General features: G+C 63.8%; 18 protein-coding genes. 12 read left to right on the top strand and 6 right to left on the bottom strand.

Features of this window, described 5'->3' with window-relative positions:
- Positions 1–36: 36 nt before the first annotated feature.
- Positions 37–2,400 (top strand): DEAD/DEAH box helicase, encoded by a 2,364-nt coding sequence (locus tag DV706_RS06275; RefSeq protein WP_006065479.1) that lies wholly within the window; start codon positions 37–39, stop codon positions 2,398–2,400.
- A 24-nt stretch (positions 2,401–2,424) separates the two neighbouring features.
- Here DV706_RS06275 and DV706_RS06280 read toward each other — a convergent pair whose 3' ends face one another.
- A complete protein-coding gene (locus DV706_RS06280; RefSeq protein ID WP_006065478.1) occupies positions 2,425–3,102 on the bottom strand; it encodes an HAD family hydrolase in 678 nt (225 codons plus the stop codon).
- A 294-nt stretch (positions 3,103–3,396) separates the two neighbouring features.
- On the bottom strand, positions 3,397–3,993 hold the full coding sequence (locus DV706_RS06285) for a DJ-1/PfpI family protein (protein ID WP_006065477.1): 597 nt from the start codon (positions 3,991–3,993) through the stop codon (positions 3,397–3,399).
- Between the two features lie 268 nt (positions 3,994–4,261).
- On the opposite strand from DV706_RS06285, the gene DV706_RS06290 reads away from it, so the two are divergent.
- The 9 genes from DV706_RS06290 (at position 4,262) to DV706_RS06330 (ending at position 11,294) form a co-directional block, all read left to right on the top strand.
- Complete coding sequence (locus tag DV706_RS06290) at positions 4,262–4,813, top strand: hypothetical protein (RefSeq protein ID WP_049889709.1); 552 nt, start codon at positions 4,262–4,264, stop codon at positions 4,811–4,813.
- 84 nt (positions 4,814–4,897) lie between these two features.
- Positions 4,898–5,119: a hypothetical protein gene (locus DV706_RS06295; RefSeq protein ID WP_240756831.1), complete on the top strand. Its 222-nt coding sequence runs from the start codon at positions 4,898–4,900 to the stop codon at positions 5,117–5,119.
- Positions 5,120–5,436: 317 nt separating this feature from the next.
- Positions 5,437–5,685, top strand: a complete 249-nt coding sequence (locus DV706_RS06300; RefSeq protein WP_006065474.1) for a hypothetical protein — start codon at positions 5,437–5,439, stop codon at positions 5,683–5,685.
- 111 nt (positions 5,686–5,796) lie between these two features.
- Positions 5,797–6,921: a DUF7343 domain-containing protein gene (locus tag DV706_RS06305; protein ID WP_006065473.1), complete on the top strand. Its 1,125-nt coding sequence runs from the start codon at positions 5,797–5,799 to the stop codon at positions 6,919–6,921.
- Positions 6,922–7,095: 174 nt separating this feature from the next.
- Positions 7,096–7,791 carry a hypothetical protein gene (locus DV706_RS06310; protein ID WP_006065472.1) on the top strand — a complete coding sequence of 232 codons (696 nt, stop codon included), beginning with the start codon at positions 7,096–7,098 and terminating at the stop codon, positions 7,789–7,791.
- Positions 7,792–7,846: 55 nt separating this feature from the next.
- Positions 7,847–8,077, top strand: a complete 231-nt coding sequence (locus DV706_RS06315; protein ID WP_006065471.1) for an Lrp/AsnC family transcriptional regulator — start codon at positions 7,847–7,849, stop codon at positions 8,075–8,077.
- A 64-nt stretch (positions 8,078–8,141) separates the two neighbouring features.
- Complete coding sequence (locus tag DV706_RS06320; protein WP_006065470.1) at positions 8,142–8,918, top strand: endonuclease NucS; 777 nt, start codon at positions 8,142–8,144, stop codon at positions 8,916–8,918.
- A 92-nt stretch (positions 8,919–9,010) separates the two neighbouring features.
- Positions 9,011–10,063, top strand: coding sequence for a tRNA-intron lyase (gene endA, locus DV706_RS06325; RefSeq protein ID WP_006065469.1), 1,053 nt, complete (start codon positions 9,011–9,013; stop codon positions 10,061–10,063).
- 85 nt (positions 10,064–10,148) lie between these two features.
- The gene (locus tag DV706_RS06330; protein WP_006065468.1) at positions 10,149–11,294 is read left to right on the top strand and encodes an FtsZ/tubulin family protein; all 1,146 of its coding nucleotides are present in this window, start codon (positions 10,149–10,151) and stop codon (positions 11,292–11,294) included.
- Between the two features lie 46 nt (positions 11,295–11,340).
- Here DV706_RS06330 and DV706_RS06335 read toward each other — a convergent pair whose 3' ends face one another.
- On the bottom strand, positions 11,341–13,023 hold the full coding sequence (locus tag DV706_RS06335; protein WP_006065467.1) for a PQQ-binding-like beta-propeller repeat protein: 1,683 nt from the start codon (positions 13,021–13,023) through the stop codon (positions 11,341–11,343).
- A 193-nt stretch (positions 13,024–13,216) separates the two neighbouring features.
- On the opposite strand from DV706_RS06335, the gene DV706_RS06340 reads away from it, so the two are divergent.
- Positions 13,217–14,797 (top strand): tryptophan--tRNA ligase, encoded by a 1,581-nt coding sequence (locus tag DV706_RS06340; RefSeq protein WP_006065466.1) that lies wholly within the window; start codon positions 13,217–13,219, stop codon positions 14,795–14,797.
- 104 nt (positions 14,798–14,901) lie between these two features.
- Here DV706_RS06340 and DV706_RS06345 read toward each other — a convergent pair whose 3' ends face one another.
- From DV706_RS06345 to DV706_RS06355, 3 genes are all read right to left on the bottom strand, one after another.
- Entirely contained in the window at positions 14,902–15,636 is a 735-nt protein-coding gene (locus DV706_RS06345) for a hypothetical protein (protein WP_006065465.1), read from the bottom strand.
- An 81-nt stretch (positions 15,637–15,717) separates the two neighbouring features.
- Positions 15,718–16,911, bottom strand: coding sequence for an inorganic phosphate transporter (locus tag DV706_RS06350; RefSeq protein ID WP_006065464.1), 1,194 nt, complete (start codon positions 16,909–16,911; stop codon positions 15,718–15,720).
- Positions 16,912–17,084: 173 nt separating this feature from the next.
- Entirely contained in the window at positions 17,085–17,807 is a 723-nt protein-coding gene (locus tag DV706_RS06355; protein WP_006065463.1) for a DUF5828 family protein, read from the bottom strand.
- Positions 17,808–18,074: 267 nt separating this feature from the next.
- Here DV706_RS06355 and upp point away from each other — a divergent pair, with 267 nt between their 5' ends.
- Positions 18,075–18,752 (top strand): uracil phosphoribosyltransferase, encoded by a 678-nt coding sequence (upp, locus tag DV706_RS06360; RefSeq protein WP_006065462.1) that lies wholly within the window; start codon positions 18,075–18,077, stop codon positions 18,750–18,752.
- Positions 18,753–18,815: the final 63 nt, after the last annotated feature.

The raw sequence follows: 18,815 nt of genomic DNA on the forward strand, positions 1-18,815 counted from the left end.
AAACGCCTTTGGCCTGTCACTCCCCGGTTTCGTGTGATGGAGGTCGCCGAGGTTCTCCCCGAGTTCGCCGACGCTTTTGCCTTCGAGGAGTTCAACCGAATGCAACGCGAGGCACTGCCAGGGCTGCTCGAGTCCGACGAAAACGTAGTCGCAAGCGCGCCGACGGCGTCGGGCAAGACTGCCCTCGCCGAACTGGCGATCTGTAAGGCACTTTCCGACGGCGGCACGGCGCTGTTTATCGCCCCGCTACGGGCGCTGACCAACGAGAAAGAAGACGACTGGGAACGGTTCGAGAACCTTGACTACTCGGTGTACGTCGTCACGGGCGAACGGGACTTGAACCCGCGGCGCGCACGCCGCGCGGATATCCTCGTGATGACGCCCGAAAAACTCGATTCGGCGACGCGCAAACACGACTCGCGACGATACGACTTCGTCACCGACATCGACGTCTGTGTGATCGATGAGGTCCACCTGCTCGATGCCGACCGCCGCGGCTCGGTGCTCGAGGTGACGATCTCGCGGCTGCGGCGGCTCTGTGCGCCCCGCGTCGTCGCGCTGTCGGCGACGATGCCGAACGTCGACGACGTCGCGGCGTGGCTCGACGCGCCCGAGGAGACCACCTTCGAGTTCGGCGATAAGTACCGCCCCGTCGACTTACACGCCGGCGTCAAGACCTACACCCACGGCGAAAACTCGTTTGCCGATAAGTATCGCCGCCTCTACCGCGCGCTCGATATCGCAGAGCCCCACCTCCGCGAGGATGGGCAGGCGCTCGTGTTCGTCTCCTCCCGGCAGGATACCGTCCGCGCGGCGGAGAAGGCCAGAGACGAGATTGCCAAGCGGGACGTCCCGATGACAGCGCGACACGATTTCCACGACTACGACTTCCACGACGAGAAGGAGGATCTCGAGAACGAGACGCTATCCAAGTCGGTCACCGACGGCGTCGCGTTCCACCACGCGGGGTTGTCGAAGAACGATCGCGACTTCGTCGAAAAGTGGTTCAAGAAGGGTGCCATCGAACTGCTGTTTTCGACCTCGACGCTCGCGTGGGGTGTCAACCTCCCCGCCCGCTGTGTCGTGATTCGGGACACGAAACACCACGACCCACTCGAGGGCGAAGTCGACATGAGTCCACTCGACGTCCTCCAGATGCTCGGGCGGGCGGGACGGCCCGGCTACGACGACGTCGGCTACGGCTGGGTCGTCTGCGACGGGGCGGACGCGGACAAATACCGCCAACTGCTCCGGGACGGCAAGGAGATCGAGTCACGACTCGCCGAAACGTTAGAAACACACCTCAACGCCGAAATCGCGATGGGGACGATCGCCGATCTCGAGGACGTGATGGACTGGCTCGAGACGACCTTCTACTACGTCCGCGGCCAGTCCAAACCCGACGCGTACGACTTCCCGAACCTCCGCCAGCGGGTTCGAGACTGCCTCGAGGGACTGGTCGATCGTGGCTTCGTCGAGACCGGGCCGGAGCTGTCGATCGAGGCGACACCGCGGGGCGTGCTGGCCTCGAAGTACTACCTGCGCCTCGAGACGGCCGCGACGTTCGCCGAACTGTGTGACCGAGTCGAGGAGGGCGAGAGCCTCGAGCCCGAAGACATCCTTGAGGCAGTCGCGACCGCCGGCGAGTTCGACTCGGTGTCGGCCCGTCAGTCAGAACGCGACGCGATCAACGCCGTCCTCGTCGGGCAGGAGACAGGCGACCTCGAGGCCGGCCAGCGGAAAGTGCTCGCAATCCTTCGCGGGGCGGCCAGCGGCTCGACGCCGTCGGAACTGCGCAGTGACGCCTGGGTGATCCGGCGCAACGCGACGCGACTCATCTCGGCGCTGGGTGCGTTTCTCGACCGACTCGCGGGTCCGCACGCGGCAAACCTCGCTCGGCGGGTCGAAGCTCGAGTCGAAAACGGCGTTGCCGAGGACGCAGTCGGGCTCACGGCTATCGAAGGCGTCGGCCCCGGCCGAGCGAGCAAACTCGCGACGGAGGGTATCTCGACCCCCGAAGCCGTCATGGACGCCGGCCTCGAGGGCCTCGTCGACGCTGGCCTCTCAGAAGGTGTCGCCCAACGAGTCTATGAAGGAGCCCAGTCGCTGCCCGTCCTCGAGATCGACTGGGGGTCGTTCCCCGAGTCGATCGCGATGGGCGAGAACGACGTCCGCGAAGTGACGGTTCGCAACGTCGGCGAACCCGCACGCGCCGGCATCCGCGTCACGGTCAACGGGGTCGAGATGAGCAGTACGAGTACGTATCTTCGCGACACGGAAACGGTCCCTGTCGGCGTCTTCGGGGCCGACGAGGACGACCTCGAGTTTACTATCAGCGTCGCCTTCCCCGAGGAACCGCTGGTGCCACTCGAGGAGTCCCGAACCGTCGACGTCGTCTGAGGCTGCTCGCTTTCTCTCCCGCTGTCAGTCGGTGTACTGTGTTGCCGGATCAGTCTCGACAGCCTCGAGAATCGTCTCTCGAAGCTCGGCAGGCGAATCAACGACGACGTCGGCCGCAGAGAGGTCGAGGTCGTCGTGAGCGTCAATCCGGTAGGCGACGACCGTAGTGTTGGCGCGTGCGGCTGCCGTAACCCCGTTTTCCGAATCTTCGACGACGAGACACGCCTCGGGTGCGACGCCGACCTCGGCAGCAGCGTACTCGAAGACGTCGGGTTCGGGCTTGCTCGCTCCGTCGATGTCGTCGGCACTGATTACGTGATCGAACGCGTCCACGAGCTCGAAGCGCTCGAGGACGATGCCGATCCAGTCGTGGGGCGACGAGGAGACGACCGCCGTCTCGACACCTCGGTCCTCGAGTTCCGCGAGCAGTTCTGGGAGGCCGTCCAGCAGGTCGACGTGCTCGGTGTAGATTTCCTCGGCAGCATCAGCAAAGCGGTCGACGAACGTCTCACGGGAGATGTCGGTGCCGTACTCGGCCTCGAGGTAGTCGTAGATTTCGTGGTAGTTCATCCCGGTAACCTCAGCGACGTCGACGTTTGCGTCAGGCACGGCTGCGGGGAGGATCTCCTCGCGCTGGAACTCGACCCAGTAGTCCTCGCTGTTGACGATGACGCCGTCCATATCGAACAACACTGCGTGCATGTGAGCGGCCTACCCGGTCGTCACGGATAGCCGTTTGGCATGGGACAGTGGGATTCGGTCGGTCGGACTCTCGGCGATGGCGCACGCTATCGGCCGGCCGAGTGAGAGCGAGGACGGCCGATGAACACGTGCGAGGGATGAGCGAGCCTCGCGAGCGAATCGGTTGGGGAGGACGTGGAACTCATCGCCGCCAGCGGGAAGCGTCCTCGAATTCAGGGCATCGCCTTCGAAAAAGAGCCCGCGCAGTGAACGCGGCGAGAGCGCGACTTGTGCGAGCCCTCGAGACGGCTCCGACTAGCCAAACACCTCGCCGCGGCGCTCGTGGACCATCAGGTCGGCGACTTCGGTCGCGATATCCGCGCCGAACTCCCGTTCGACGAGCCACAGCGCCAGATCGATGCCGGAGGTGACCCCGCCCGCGGACAGCACGTCGCCGTCGTCGACGACTCGCTCGTCGACCACCCGTCCGGCGTGGGCCTCGAGGTCGTCCACGGCGACGGGATGGGTTGCAGCAGGTCGACCCTCGAGCAGCCCCGCTTCGGCAAGGATCATCGCACCGGTACAGACCGACGCGACTGTCGCCCCTTCGGTATAGCAGTTATCGACCGCATCGGGTAAGACACCGTCCTCGACAGCCGCTCGAGCACCCTCCGTCGGCGTCGTCCAGCCGCCGCCGGGGACGAGCAGGATGTCAGGCTCGCCGAGCGTTCCCTGCGGTTCGACGCGCAGGTCGTGGCTGGCAGTGACGAGATCGGTTTCCTCGAGCGTGACCAGAAACGTCTCGAGGGACGCGCCGAACTGGGCTGCGTTTTCGAACACTTCGTAGGGACCGATGGCATCGAGTTCGTCGAAGCCGTCGAACAGCACGATTTCCGCAGTCGTCTCGACCATGTTCGGTTGTCACGGGCGGTGGGGAAATTCGTTGTGCTTAGTTATCTCGTGCCACGGACGACTACCATCGTGGTGGCGAGCGCGCCCGCGGTGGATCACCGACGGTCGTCGCGACGGCGTGGCACACCGGTTCGATCCCGTTCCAACCGTGTCAAACGGGAGCCAAAGCAACGAAAACGTCCCGAGAAACGGATGCAAACCGTCGAAAACCGCGTTCACGGCATCCCCCCTTCAAGTCGGTCGAGCCACCCAGGATCGGATGCACGCTATGAACCGAACAACGCTCATCGCAGCCGTCTTCGCGGTACTGATCGTGGCGACCGGATTCGTCGCCGCCGCACCAGGAAACGCACCCGTGTCCGTGGACGCAGACGCGGACAGTGCCGACGACTCACAGGCCGAGTACGCAAACGAACACGCAGCCGACGCTGAGAACGCGAACGAACGCGACGCTAATAACGCAAACGAGGCCGCTGACAACAGCGCCGCCGACGAACGGAACGGACAGGGACCGAACGTCGATCTCCCTGACCAGGTTCCCGATCACGTCTCCGCGATCCACGAGCGGATTTCCTCGTTCCTGAGCGGTGCTCTCGAGAGCCCGCTCGGTGACGCGGTTAGCGAAGTGACGCCGGACGACGAGAGCGCTGACGACAGCGACGAGGCTGTTGACGGTGACGACGGCGCCGACGAGGCTGTTGACGGTGACGACGGCGCCGACGAGGCTGACGACGCTAGCGAAGCTGACGACGACAACGACGACTCGCAGGCGACCGAAGACGCTGACGACGACGGAGACGAATCGGACAACGACGAATAACCTGACACGTTCCTGACCACCTCATTCTCCCGACTCGCTTCGCTGACAGCAATCGGCTTCGAGGAGCGACTGCTAACGGTCGCCGTGAGCTTGGTGATCGGCGGTATCGATCTCCACGCCGGCACCGTCGCCGTCTCGAGCGCTCGAGACTATGCCCACGCAGTGTTGACCGCGCTGCTCGGGGCACTGGTCTGGGCGCTCCTCGAGCCGATACCGCTTGTCAGCGGCGTGCTAGCACTCGTGGCGTGGATCGCCGCCGTAAAATGGCGCTACCGACTCGGCTGGTTTCGGTCCGGTGCGGTCTGAATCATCGCCTAGGCGGCCGCTGTAGTCGTCCTCACAGCTCTCGAGTTAGCACCGGCCCAGTCTCGGCACTCGGCGTGCCGGGTACCTGAGTCGCGTCCGCGCCGACGACTTTTGCCACTGACACCGCTCCCGCTGACGTCACCACGCACCTGCTGAAACGATCCTGACAATTCTGAAGACGATAGGTGATCGTCGGGTTTCACGGTGCATGTCGGTCCCCGATTGCTCGAAAACGACCACTATCCGGCGCAAACCGGCGCAATTTCGGTTGATTAACTGACTGGTTAATGTGGGTGAATGTCCTCCATCTATTCGTGATGAAGAAACGAACGATACTCACGATCGCGGTTGCGATTGCGCTGCTCGTCAGTGCAACAGGTACTGTGGCGGCACAGCCAGCCGACGGCCCACCGAACGACCTTCCAGAGCCAGTGCCGGAGTTCGTCTCCGACATCCTCGGAGCGATCGCCGACTTCGTCGGCGGGGCGCTCGAGGCACTCGGTGAGACCGTCCGGGGCCTCACCCCCAGTAGTGGCGCGGCCGGGTTGAACGCCAGCGGGAGCTGAAAGTCATCCAACATGTTTTTACTAGATGTCGATCATAGAGCCGAGAGAGTCGTTATAAACGCGTTCTATGGGTTTCGCATATTTTAATGGGGGTGGCAGATACTGACTCGTATGAACGTTCGCGTCGGCTTGACAGTCGTCGTCGCGGTACTTCTGGTCGGGATGGGGCCGATTGCAGCCGCAAGTGGACCCACAGCCGTCGATCAGGACCAGTCAACGCCGTTTTCACTCCAGCAGGATCAGCTCGACGCGGACGAGATCCGAATGGACGTCACACTCCGGGAAAACGGGACCGCCGAGTGGACCCTCGAGTTCTGGGTTCGGCTGGACGACGAGGAGAGCACGACGGCGTTCGAATCGCTCGAAGAGGACATTCAGAACGACCCCGACAGCCACATGCAGTCGTTCGCCGACCGGATGGACGAGACGGTCGTCGCGGCGAGCGACACCACGGGTCGTGAGATGTCCGCCGAGGGGTACAGCGTGACCACCGAGCGCCAGTCGTTCGCACGCGAGTACGGCGTCGTCAGATACACGTTCCACTGGCACGGGTTCGGCGCCGTCGATGGCGACGAGATCCACGCGGGCGACGCCATTGAGGGCATCTACATCGACGACGGGACGCGGTTGTTGGTCGCGTGGCCGGAGGACTACGAACTGCAGTCGGCCACGCCCGACCCAGATGAGGAACGCGAGCACGCAGTGATCTGGCGCGGCGGCGAGACCGACTTCATCGCCGGAGAGCCGCAGGTCGTCATCACTGCTGGAAGCGGCCCGAACGCGACGATAATCGCGGGTGCCGCGGTCGTCGCACTCGGGCTCGGCGCCGTCGGTGTCTGGTGGTACCGAACCCGCGATCCGACGGCGGATCGGCCGGCCGGCGGAGACGAGAATTCGGGCACTGAGTCGGGAGCTGCCCCCGCAGCCAGCGCGGAGACCGCGACCACGACGGCCTCGAGTACGACCGACGAGTCGGCGGCCTCGAGTGGGACCGAACCCGCCGAAATGGAACTACTCAGCAACGAAGAACAGGTCCTCCGACTCGTCAGGGACAACGGCGGGCGGATGAAACAGCAAACGGTCGTCGAGGAACTCGGCTGGACCGACGCGAAAACCAGCAAGGTCGTCAGCGGACTGCGCGAGGAGGGTGACCTCGAGTCGTTCCGCCTTGGCCGCGAGAACGTGCTCTCGCTGCCCGACGCGGACGACGAAGTGACGGCGGAGACCATGGAATGACAGCCACAATACCGGTCTGCAACGGATTCAATCGGACGAGCGCCAACGGCCGGGTCAAACCGACGAAATCAACAGACAAAGGCGGATCGAAAACGGCGTTGAATCGCGTTAACGGTCGTTGAACCGGAGCCATCGTCTCGAGGATATATCACGAAACAAATACAACATCCACCAATGAATCAAACCACGTCGATCACGCTGGCCGTGATACTCGTCGCCGCGACGATCGCGGTTCCACTCGCTGCGGCGAGTGCTGTCCCGAGTAGTAGTGTCCAATCCGAATCCGACGCGGGGAACGAATCGATCGCCCCCGGCGAGCGGTTCGCCGCCGTTGTCGGTGTCCAGAACGCCGAAGTCAACGGCGACGTCTCGGAACGGACCTTCGAAGCCAAAGTCGCGAACGCAACGTCTCCCGAAGCGAAAGCGGCCGTCGTCGCCGAACAGTTCGAAGCGAGCGAAACGCGCCAGACGGAACTCGAGGACCGACTCACGGAGTTGAACGAGTCCCGCAACGCCGGTGACCTCAGTGAGGGCCGCTATCAGGCGGAAGTCGCGACAACCGTCGCCGAGATGCAGACCGTCGAACGACAGGCTACCGCAGCTGAGACGGCTACAGCTGAACTCTCCGAAGACGTACTCGAGGAACAGGACGTCGACGTCGAGGCGATCCGTGCGCTCAGAGACCGCGCCGGCGAACACGGCGGGCCAGAGACTGCAGCGATCGCTCGCTCGGTTGCTGGCGAGGACGTCGATCGATCGACGACCGATGACCGGACACCCGCTGAATCGACTACGCCCCCCGGAGAGGAGCAGGTCGACGACCGGGACGATAGCGAGCGTGAAACCGTCGCGACGTCGGACGAGAACTGAACAGCGGCCGCGATCGCACGTCCGTTTTTGCCCATTGGTACCGTAACGCAATGAGATGGTCCACGCGTATGCGACGATCGACACGGCAACTGGAACCGCCGAAGGCATCTGTCAGACCCTGCGGGATACCGACGGCGTCGTCGAAGCGCACGTCATCGCCGGCGATTTCGACGTCATGGTCGAGTTCGCAGGCGAAAACACCCAAGAGATTCTCGCGACGATCACTGAGTCCGTCCGACCCCTCGAGGGTGTCGGGGCGACGCGAACGTACGTCTGTCTCGACTGAGCTCCCGGTCGGCACGTCCTCGAGCAGCCGCGGGTTTACATACGAAAGCGCGCCCAAACGAGCTATGATCGACGACGCGATCCGCGTGCTCGCGGGTGACTGTACCGTTATTACCGACGGCGCCGACCGCACGGAGTATCGCGGTCGGGTAACGACGATCGTCAAGCCCGACAACACCGTTCTCGTCCACGATATCGACGGCTACCAACCCGTGGCGTGGCTGACTCGAGCCGACAGCGTCTCGAGCGATCGTGCGAACGATTTCACCCTCGTCGCCAAAAAGGACACCCAGACGCTGCGGATCGCCGCCCACGACCAGGACGGCTTCGCCCACTACCCGGCGTCGGCAGCGGGCACGCCCGTCGGCGAGTGCCCGGAGTGTGGTGGCACGCTCATCCGCTCGGGTGACGTCCACTGTATCGACTGCGGGAACCGCTACGGTATCCCTGCCGACGCAACGATCCGTGACGAACAGTGTGACTGTGACTGCGGGCTGCCGCGGATGCGCGTCGAGCGCGGCCTCGCATTCGACGTCTGCATCGATCGGAGCTGTGAGTCACTCGACGACGCGGTCCGCGAAGCGTTCGACCGCGAGTGGGACTGCCCGGAGCCGGGCTGTGACGGCGACCTGCGAATCCTCCGGCGTGGCGGGCTCATCGCGGGCTGCGAGCACTACCCCGAGTGCGATACCGGGTTCGCGATCCCTGCCGGCATCGTCACCGGCGACTGCGGCTGTGGGCTCCCCACCTTCGAAACGAAAAGCGGCACCCGCTGTCTCGATGCGACCTGCGAGCGAGCGCTCGAGGGGACACTCGAGGCCGAGTCCGCGGCAGACGACTGACGACCCATACAGCTGATCCAGAAATCCGCGAGTCCCAAACCGACTGGGAATCGATCCGCAGCCACTTAGTCACGGCCGGCCAACGCCCGGGTATGACACTCGAGGGGCGGTTCGACGAAGCGGTGGGCGTCATCCGCGTGGGCGGGGACGCACGCCAGCGCTATCACGATTCGCGGGGGTATGGCTATCCACTCGAGGGCAACGAGATCGCACTGGCACCCGTCGAGGCGGCCCACCTGCTCTATCGGGGCGACCTCGGCGCGGTCGTCACCGAGTCGGGCGAGCGACTCGAGTTCCGGTCGTTTATGGCCCGCGAACCCGGCGCAAAGTTCGGCGTCAGATTCCTCGTCTACGCCGATCTGCGAGAGCGCGGCTTCTATCTCTCGCCGGCCCGCGAGCCGTGGGTCGACCCGCCGGACGGGGAGGTGGATTTCGCGGTGTTCCCACGCGGGAAAGGCCCCGGCGACGGCGAGATCGAGTACGCCCTGCGCGTGCTCGGCGAGCGAACCGACGTGCCGTCGGCCGAACTCGAGGCCGGCGTGCTCGCAATCGTCGACGAAGAGAGCGAGATTACCTACTTTGAGGTCTCGGAGCGCGATCCTTCGGGTTCGTCGACGGCGGCACTACCCGAGGGCTGTGACGCGGACTTACTCGAGGACCGGGTCGTCGTCTGGGAGCCACCGCTCGAACTCTACGAACGCGGCTTCTACGGCCAGCCACTCGAGGGCCGGGAGTACGACGAGCCGACGCTGCAGTGTTCGCTGCTCGAGGCGGCGTCGCTCGCCGAACGCGGCGTGATCGACCTCAAGCCGGAGACGGTCCGAAAGCGGGGCCGCGAGGTCGAAGGCGAACGGTTCGTCCGCCGGCTTGCGGTCTACACCGCCCTGCGCGAGCGCGACGTCGTCCCCAAGACGGGCTACAAGTTCGGCGCGGACTTCCGAACGTACGCCGACGTCGAGTCCGTCGAGAACCTCGGCCACTCCGAGTTGCTGATCCGGGTCCATCCCGCCGATCACGTTTTCGAGCCGCGCGACCTCGCCCTCGACGTGCGCCTGGCCCACGGCGTGCGCAAGACGATGGTGTTTGCACTCGTTTCCGACGACGGCACGATCGACTGGTGGTCGATCGAGCGGCTGACGCCCTGACGACCCCCGTACTACCGTCGGATCGGCTTCGTCCCGCTCCCTCGTGAACGGAATTATATAAGTCTCCACGGACGAGGGTTCCAGCATGCAACTCGAGGTAGTCGGACTCGGCGGCGCGGGCTGTCGGCTCGCCGACGCGATTCGGGCCGCAGCGCCGGCAGACCATGCGTTTCTCACTGACGTCTTTGCCTTCGATACGGACGAGTCGACCCTTCAGGGAACCGTGATTCCGGAATCACACCGTGCCCAGTACGGCCAGGGAACCGCCCTCGAAGGGTCGAATGGGCTCGACAGTGATCTCGAGCCGGGCTTCGAGGCTGGCCAAGCGGTCGTCGACGACCTCCTCGCGGTACGCGAACGAAGCGGGTCGACGGCGGCGGATGCGATTCTCGTCACGGTCGGCCTCGGCGGCACGACCGGCGGGCCGACGGCACCCGCACTTGTCGCCGCACTCCAGCGGACTGTCGACGCGCCGGTGTACGTCCTCGCGACGCTACCGGCCGATCAGGAGTTCGATCCCGACGCCGGAGCGGCCGACCGTGGGCCACATTCGGGAGTGACGACGAGAGCTGAAACCGACGAGCCACCGCGGCCAGCCGCGGCGTCACACGCGGTTCGGACGCTCGAGACCCTCGACGGACTCGCGAGCGCAATCGTGCTGTTCGACAACGAGACGTGGCTTCGTCCCGGCGAGACGATCGCTGACGCACGCGATCGGTGTAACCGCGAGCTGGCGACTCGAGTTGCAGCCATCTTCGCCGGCAGTGACACGAACGGCGCCGTCGCCCAGAACGTCGTTGACGCGAGCGACATCGATCGAACTCTCGGCAGCGAGTCGGCCATCGTCAGCCTCGGCTACGGCGAGCAGACGGTCGAGACGACCAGTTCGCGGTTCGGGCTTGGCCTCCTGTCGACTGATCGGGACGTCGAGACGAGTGAGGCCGTCAGCGCCGTCGAAACCGTCGTCAGAAAAGGGGTTCACGGAAAGCTCTCCCTCGAGTGCGAGCCCGAAACGGCAGCGCGGGGGCTGCTGATCGTCGGTGGACCACCGGCCTGGCTCAACCGACAGGCGATCGCAGAGAGCCGGCGGATGCTCCAGTCGACTGTCGGCGGCAACGGTGTCCTGGGTGGTGACGCGCCACGATCCGACGGTGAGACCGTCTTCGCAGCGGTCGTGCTGGCTGGCGTCGAATCGGCTCGAGTTGACGGATTGCGGGCGATGGTCGACTGAGACTGCCAGCTTACCTGACAGACGTCTGTGTGAAAGACGGTTCGAGTCACTCCGTCGACTCGTCAGTCGTCGCTCGACGACGGAGCCACTCGAGCGTGAGTCCGCCACCGACGAGTCCAGCGCCGGTGGTGAAGCCGGGGACGCTATCGTTTTCATCTGTGGTGCCGGCTGACTCGCTCTGGTTCGCGGTCCCGGTCGATTCACTCTCGTTGGCAGCTTCCGTTTCGGAGCTATTTTCCGGATCGTCCGTTCCGAGGTCTGCGTCCGTTTCGTCGCTGTCACGGTCGGCTTCGCTATCGCGTTCGTCTACCGACGTTTCGTCGGCGGTTTCATCTTCCGTCTCACCGTCTTGTGATTCATCAGCGGTGCTCGCATCGGAATCAGTCTCTCCGTCGGCGACAGCGTCGGACGATCGAACGGCGATGAGTCTCTCGGCGTTGAGATAGAGGGCGTCTTCACTAACGACGTATGGGAACTCATCACCGGCGATGTCGAAGCCCTCGAGATCCGTGTAGGGGATCGCCCATCGCTTAGAGCCGTCGGTCAGATCGACCCCGATGATCGCCGGTTCTGTTCCGAACACTTCAAGAGCCGATGATTCGGTTCCGGACCCGTCGATGACCGCCTCTTGCTCGTCGTCAGACATCGAGGGTGGATGGTAGGAGACGATGGCTGTGTCACCAGCGATTGCTGGCCACTGAAAGAGTTGGAGTTCGGAGAGATACTCGTACGTCCACCGGAACTCGTCGCGCTCGTTGTCCCACGCCTTGAGGTGTCGTCCATCTTCAGTGATGACGATCCGCACCGCATCCGATGTTGCGAAGGCATTAGATTCCGTGAACGGATCCGCGAACTCCTGACGTCTCGAGGGACCAACGTCCTCCGGTTCATCTTCGTATGCCGTCTGATACGCCTCGCCGGCCATGTGGCCCGCTTCGAAGCGGTCCACGTAGACGCCATCCGCTGTCGGGAGAACGAGATTGCCACCCGTTTGCAGATCCGTCGTCCACAACGTGTCGCCCGAGGCGGCATCAAGGGCGACGAATCCCGACGGCGAGATGGGGGCGTAAACGGCGCCATTAGCGACGGCGACGGGGTCCGCCGCAAACGAACGGACCGCTGTGGCGTCGTCTTCGGTCTCGTCGTAGACGCCGAGTTCAATGGTGTCGTGCTGCCAGACAGTCGATCCATCGGTAGCGTCGACCGCGTAGAGCGATCCGCCGGCGACGACGTAAACCATCTCGTCTGCAACCGTCGGACTCGCTACTGACTCGCTCTCATCGAACGGCATCTCCCACAGCACGTCGCCGGTGGCGCCGTCGAGTGCGGTCAACTGATCCCCGGCGACGTACACCGCTCCGTCGGCGACTGCAGGGGTCCCCGTGGCGTTGCCCTCGGCGTGTTTCCACTCGCGGTTGCCGTCAATCGCGTCGAGTGCGTGGACCTCCCCGTCGTCGGTCCGCACGTAGACCAAGTCGTCGACGGCGGCGAGCGCACCGGTTCGTTCGTACTCCCAGGCGATCGTCTCCAGTTGTGGGAACGCGTCAGTCTCGACGTGTGCGGTATTCGCTGGCGTTCCCCGATGGGACGACCAGCCGTTCGCATCCATCGGTGCTGGTGGACAGGGACACTGCTCGTCGGCACTGCTCGTCCCAACCGTGGTGAGTACCCCGCCCGTCAGCGCTGCTGCCCCGATGGCCAGCATCGATCGTCTGGTACGTTCGACCATATGCACCCTGTCACTGGACGATAATATTCTTATGTGCGTACTATCTCGATTTCGTCTGCACGAACAGTTACGATAACGGAGCGTTCAGTCGAGCGGGAGACTGCTATAGTAACAACTGCAACTATAATTCCGAGTCGGGCTACCACAACGAAGCCGAAGCCTTTTGCGCGCTGGCGCGCCAAGGCAGTCAGTAATGACTGGAGACGATCCACTCGAGGAGTCAGCGCAAGGGGAACCGTTGCCCGACGGCGGGGCCGCAGGTGCAGATGATGTCGCGCTCGACCCCTGGGGCTCTTCGAGCGTCTCCGACTACCGCAAACTGTTCGAGGAGTTCGGCATCGAAGAGTTCGACGAGGTGCTCGAGGAGGTGCCGAACCCCCACTACCTGATGCGTCGGGGTGTGATCTTCGGCCATCGAGATTATCGGCCGGTCGCACGGGCGCTCCAGAACGACGAGCCCGCAGCGGTCCTCTCGGGCTTTATGCCGACGGGCGACCCCCACATCGGCCACAAACTCGTCTTCGACGAGATCATCTGGCATCAACAGCAGGGCGCCGACGCCTACGCGCTGATCGCCGACCTCGAGGCCAACTCCGCCCGCGGGATGAGTTGGGACGAGATCGACGAGCACGCGCGCAACTATCTCCTCTCGCTGTTGGCACTCGGCTTCGACCCCGAAGCAGGTGAGCTCTACCGACAGTCGGCACACCGCGAGGTGCAAGACCTCGCCTTCGACCTCGGCGCCGAAGCCAACTTCTCGGAGCTACAGGCGATCTACGGCTTCGACGGCGAGACAGACGTCTCACATATGCAGTCGGTCGTCACCCAGATGGCCGACATCCTCTACCCGCAACTCGAGGAGCCAAAGCCGACCGTCATCCCCGTCGGTCCGGACCAAGATCCCCACGTTCGGCTGGCTCGAGATCTCGCCGAACGGATGCGGTTTTTCAAGGTCTCGGAGGCCTACGCCAGCTTCGAGCTCGAACCCGTCGAACGCGACCTCGTCGCGGAGTTCTACGAACGACTCGACCCGGCCGAGTTCGACGACGATACGCTGCGCTGTGTGCACGTCGCTGAGGCGCTCGAGGAGGCGCCGCTGTCGGAACTCGGCGTCGCCGCGGACATCCTGCGTTCAGTGTTGACGAAGCTGAACGAGGCCGGGATGGAGCCGATTCGGCCACGGACGCGGTTTTCCGACCGCCGAGCGACTGAGAAAGCGTTCGACGCGCTCATCGACGCCATCGAGGGCGAAAAACGCGTCTACGAGAACCACGTCGACGCGTTCGAGATCGACCGCGACGAGGCCGAAGAACTCGCCCGACAGGTCGAAGTCGACACCGGCGGCTACGGCTTCCGCCCGCCGTCGTCGATCTACCACCGATTCATGACCGGGCTGACCGGCGGCAAGATGTCCTCCTCGATTCCGGCGAGCCACATCTCCCTGCTCGACGACCCCGAGGACGGCTACAACAAGGTGAAATCGGCGACGACGGGCGGTCGTGAGACGGCAGAGGAACAGCGCCAAAAAGGCGGGAAAGCCGACGAGTGTCCCGTCTACGAACTGTACGCCTATCTGCTGTCCGGCGACGACGACGAGTTCGCCAAGCGTGTCTACGACGAGTGTGTCGGCGGCGAACGACTCTGTGGCGACTGCAAGGAGCAAGCGGCGCAGCTAATGCGGGAGTTCCTCGAGGATCACCAGGAGAAACGCGACGAGGTCGAGGAGTTACTCGAGGCAGCCGAGATCGAACTCGAGTCGCCGCGGCGGCGATAACACGAGCGGCTGTTTTTTACAGGCGAACTCGCGACATGATCGATCTCACCAGGAGAAGCGAGTACTAGAGAGCTGAAACGCCAACGACACGCTTGTCGTCGGTCTCAGACAGTGGTCTCGTCGACGAGTGACTGTAGTTCCTGTGCAACGGCTGGCGGAACAACGATCCGGCGCGGACCGGCGACGTACTGGCCATCCGGCTGGGCGTACTCGAGTGTCAGAATCGTTGCATCGCCCAACTGGCGCGTCGAGATTGCATTGATCACCTCGAGATCGATCGCCTGGTCCGGATCGTAGAGATAGATCGTTCGTTCCTCGCGGTCGAGTGCGCCGACGGATCGGAGAAACGAGGCGAAAACGAGCGCGACGAGTGCAAGCGGGATCGTCAGCGCGGCCAGTCCGGTAAACGGGCCGGCACCGACCTCCAACAGTTCCCGTTGGGAGACGATCCGGCCGGCGATCATCAGCGACCCGATGACGATCATCATCACGACGGTTCCGATGACAGCGTCAGCGCCGCGCTCGAGGCCTCTCCCTGTAGGCAGGTCGACCGGGAGTCGGCGGGAGAGAGCCGCGACTCGTTGTTCGGTGTTGCTGGTCACGGCGAATGCGAACGCGGTCACGATGAGTGCAGCGAAGAAGGCAGCGACAGTTGCCTCAGCGAGCCTGCCGATCTGGCCCGCGATATCAAACAGGCGCCAGAAGACGATGATTCCGATTGCAGCGAAGAACGTGCCGACGCCGAGCGACCACAGGAGGCGAACGGTCCGGGACGTCGACGCGTCGCGTCGCCACTGGATCATCTCGGTGTCGGGTGAATTCGCGGCGTCCTCGTCCATAGATTGACTCACGACGCGTGGTGTAAAGCCTGTTCGATGTCGAACAGACCCACAAACCAGCTGTGGGCGCTCGAGGAGGGTCTATCCCAGGACGGCGAAAATCACGATGTAGCCGACGTAGGAAATGACAACCGAGCCGACGAGCGATGCGACCCATGCGAGGACAGTATACCCCATCTTACGGGCGCTGACACCACCACCAGCGCCGGCTGCAGCGTACCCGCTGCCGATGATCGCACTGACGATAATTTCGTTAAACGAAACCGGAATGCCGTACAGCACTGCCGTCTGTGCGATCATAAACGAGGGAATAAGTGCGGCGATCGACCGGCGTGGTCCAAGCGAGGAGTAGTCCTGTGAGATCGCCTTGATCATCCGCGGCGCGCCGGTCCACGACCCCAGCAAGAGCCCGAAGCCGCCACCAACGAGCAGGGCAAGGAGTGGCAGGCCAACGTCACCCGACAGCGGGATCAGCGGGCCAACTGCCAGTCCGACCTGACTCCCACCCGCGGAGAACGCGACCAGTCCGCCGAGGACGAGCAGGAAGTGGCGTTCACCGCGTTCGATATCGCCTCGCAAGTCGAACCCAGTCACCCCCGCCCAGAGCGCCGCGATGACGACCGTCACTGCGGCGACACCAGCGATATCGGGGCCGGGAAGCCAGCCACTCGAGGCCTCGGCGATCGACGCCCCGCCGCCAGCTCCGGAGCCGAGGATCGCGAACTCGATGTTGGCGACGACGATGCCGATCAGCGCTGCGAGCATCATGATGAGATACTCTTCGGCGATCGGTTTACTCCGCAGCAGGCGGGCGATCCCGTAGGCGAGTCCGCCGCCGACGAACGGCGTCAGAATCCAGAGGGTGGCGATCTCCTGATATTTCGCCCATGCTGGATCGCCGCCCATCGCGAGCCCAACGCCGATCACCGCTCCGGTAACGGTAAAGGCAGTCGCGATCGGATACCCCGCGAAGACGCCGATCGCGACCAGTCCGGCTGCGATAATCAGGGCGATCGTCGCCGCCATCGGCGACAGCGTCACGCCGCCGATCAGGTCGGCACCGACGGCCTCGGAGACGTTTGCACCCTGCAAAACGGCCCCAGCAAAGCCGAGAATACCAACGAGAAATCCAGCCCGCATCACCGATATCGCGTTCGCACCAACGGCCGGTGCAAACGGAGTCGACCCGCTCGAGCCAGCACCGATCGCCCAGGCCATGAACAGACTGGCCACTGCAGCCACCAGAAACGTCCCGATCGTCACGAGCTCGACCATCTATTCCGCCTTTCCAGCTAGCCCTACAAGTGTGTGCCGACCTTCGACTGTCGTGTCGGGTGCCGACCTTCGACTGTCGTGTCGGATACCGACCACTCGACGTGGGATCATGAGCCGCGACCGGGGGCGATCAGTATCCACACCACACCCGCAGTGTGGGCGTGGACTGTCACTCAGTTCGTCGTCGATTTCGAGTTGTCGTCGGGTTTCGGCGGCGGTTCGGCACCCTCGATCGCTTCGGCCGCGTCGGTGTCTTTCTCGACTTCGACGTGCCAGCGGTCGATCTCCTCGTCCATTTCGGCGAGTCGATCGGAAACATCGTCTTTGAGGACGTCGTCGTTGACGTTGACCTCGAAGACGAACTGCTCGCCGTTGTCGGCGCCGCGAGCCGACTGCTGAATGTTCGCACTGATCAGTTCGTTGTCGAAGTAGTACGGTGCAAGCTGGGTCATCACGTTCTGGTAAACCGTGTCTTCAACCCGGCGTAAGGCCTTGCGTCCGGCGGAGTCAGCCGCCCGCGCGACGTAGTCGATCGACTCCTTCCAGTTGTCCACCGCGGCCCCCGGCTCGTCCTCCTCGAGTTGCTCGTACGACTCCGAGAGTTTCTCGCCGGCAGTCTTGATGTCCTCATCGGGCCCTTTGCCGGCCTTTTCGCCTTTTCCCTCCTCGACACTTGCTTGGTCGGCCGTCTTCTCGCTGACGTCCGACTCGAGGGTTTCGTGGGCTTTCGGCCGCCACTCCTCCCAGTCATTGAACGCGCGGGTCAGGCTCGCACCGTAATCGTGTGCTGGATCGTGGACGCCCGCGTCTCGGAGCGCGCGCGTGATTCGTTCGCCGTGTTCGACGACGTCGCCCCAGTCACCGCGAACTTTGAATCCTGAGATGCTCTCTTCCATTCGGCTGGGCGAGTCATAGGCGTGGCCCAATATAAACTTCTTCGCCGTCGGACGACTGCAGTTAGGGTTGCCGTCGTCAACCGGAGATTCTGAGAACCGGCCTTCGGCGGTGTATTTCAGTTCTTCGTCAGAAACCGATGAACTCCGACGAGCATCCCTAACTGCAAGACGTCGGCGACGGGTGGGGTGTCGAGTCCCGATGGCAAGCCGTTCACACAGTCGACGCTGATCGATAAGGTGAACTATCCGGCGCAAGCCCGTACAGATATGCCGATCGAAGACCGGGACAACGCACATCTCATCACCCACGCACTGGCAAAAGACACGCTCTCGCGGCTTCGGGATGTCGAAACCGAGCAGGTCAGCTTCCGGAAAGGGCTGGTAAAGCTCGGGCGCATCAGTGGCTACGAGATCATCGACGGCCGGATGGAAACCGAGTACGTCGAGATCGAAACCCCACTCGAGCCGACGATGGGCGAGCGCGTCCGCGGTCTCGACGATGTCGTCATCATCAACGTCTTGCGCGCGGCGACACCCTTTGTCGAAGGCCTGCTGAAGGCGTTCCCCCGCGCCCGACAGGGCGTCATCAGCGCGAGCCGCGACGAGGAGGCGGGCCGCGACGAGGACGGCTCGTTCCCGATCACCGTCGACTACGTGAAACTACCCGAGATTACCGAGGACGACACCGTCATCATCGCTGATCCGATGCTCGCGACTGGGAGTACGATGTGTACCGTCCTCGAGCACGTCATCGAGAACTCGCCCGAACCCGAGAACCTGATCGTCCTCTCTGCGGTGTCGGCACCCGAAGGCCTGCTCCGTGTCGGCGAGGAACATCCCGAGGCCGACCTGTTGACGGTCTCGATCGACGACCGACTCGACGACAACGGCTTCATCGTCCCTGGGCTGGGCGACGCCGGCGACCGAGCGTTCCGAACGACCTGAACTCGACGGTTTCGGCTATTGCACTGTGACGGGGCTGACAGAGCGGCAGAAACGAGCGCTCTA

The organism is Natronorubrum bangense (assembly GCF_004799645.1).
Taxonomy (GTDB): domain Archaea; phylum Halobacteriota; class Halobacteria; order Halobacteriales; family Natrialbaceae; genus Natronorubrum; species Natronorubrum bangense.

Excerpts from the sequence above, each read along its gene's own strand:
- DV706_RS06275 (WP_006065479.1), top strand. The coding sequence starts at position 37 with ATGGAGGTCGCCGAGGTTCTCCCCGAGTTCGCCGACGCTTTTGCCTTC.
- DV706_RS06280 (WP_006065478.1), bottom strand. The coding sequence starts at position 3,102 with ATGCACGCAGTGTTGTTCGATATGGACGGCGTCATCGTCAACAGCGAG.
- DV706_RS06285 (WP_006065477.1), bottom strand. The coding sequence starts at position 3,993 with ATGGTCGAGACGACTGCGGAAATCGTGCTGTTCGACGGCTTCGACGAA.
- DV706_RS06290 (WP_049889709.1), top strand. The coding sequence starts at position 4,262 with ATGAACCGAACAACGCTCATCGCAGCCGTCTTCGCGGTACTGATCGTG.
- DV706_RS06300 (WP_006065474.1), top strand. The coding sequence starts at position 5,437 with ATGAAGAAACGAACGATACTCACGATCGCGGTTGCGATTGCGCTGCTC.
- DV706_RS06305 (WP_006065473.1), top strand. The coding sequence starts at position 5,797 with ATGAACGTTCGCGTCGGCTTGACAGTCGTCGTCGCGGTACTTCTGGTC.
- DV706_RS06310 (WP_006065472.1), top strand. The coding sequence starts at position 7,096 with ATGAATCAAACCACGTCGATCACGCTGGCCGTGATACTCGTCGCCGCG.
- DV706_RS06315 (WP_006065471.1), top strand. The coding sequence starts at position 7,847 with ATGGTCCACGCGTATGCGACGATCGACACGGCAACTGGAACCGCCGAA.
- DV706_RS06320 (WP_006065470.1), top strand. The coding sequence starts at position 8,142 with ATGATCGACGACGCGATCCGCGTGCTCGCGGGTGACTGTACCGTTATT.
- endA (WP_006065469.1), top strand. The coding sequence starts at position 9,011 with ATGACACTCGAGGGGCGGTTCGACGAAGCGGTGGGCGTCATCCGCGTG.
- DV706_RS06330 (WP_006065468.1), top strand. The coding sequence starts at position 10,149 with ATGCAACTCGAGGTAGTCGGACTCGGCGGCGCGGGCTGTCGGCTCGCC.
- DV706_RS06335 (WP_006065467.1), bottom strand. The coding sequence starts at position 13,023 with ATGGTCGAACGTACCAGACGATCGATGCTGGCCATCGGGGCAGCAGCG.
- DV706_RS06340 (WP_006065466.1), top strand. The coding sequence starts at position 13,217 with ATGACTGGAGACGATCCACTCGAGGAGTCAGCGCAAGGGGAACCGTTG.
- DV706_RS06345 (WP_006065465.1), bottom strand. The coding sequence starts at position 15,636 with ATGGACGAGGACGCCGCGAATTCACCCGACACCGAGATGATCCAGTGG.
- DV706_RS06350 (WP_006065464.1), bottom strand. The coding sequence starts at position 16,911 with ATGGTCGAGCTCGTGACGATCGGGACGTTTCTGGTGGCTGCAGTGGCC.
- DV706_RS06355 (WP_006065463.1), bottom strand. The coding sequence starts at position 17,807 with ATGGAAGAGAGCATCTCAGGATTCAAAGTTCGCGGTGACTGGGGCGAC.
- upp (WP_006065462.1), top strand. The coding sequence starts at position 18,075 with ATGCCGATCGAAGACCGGGACAACGCACATCTCATCACCCACGCACTG.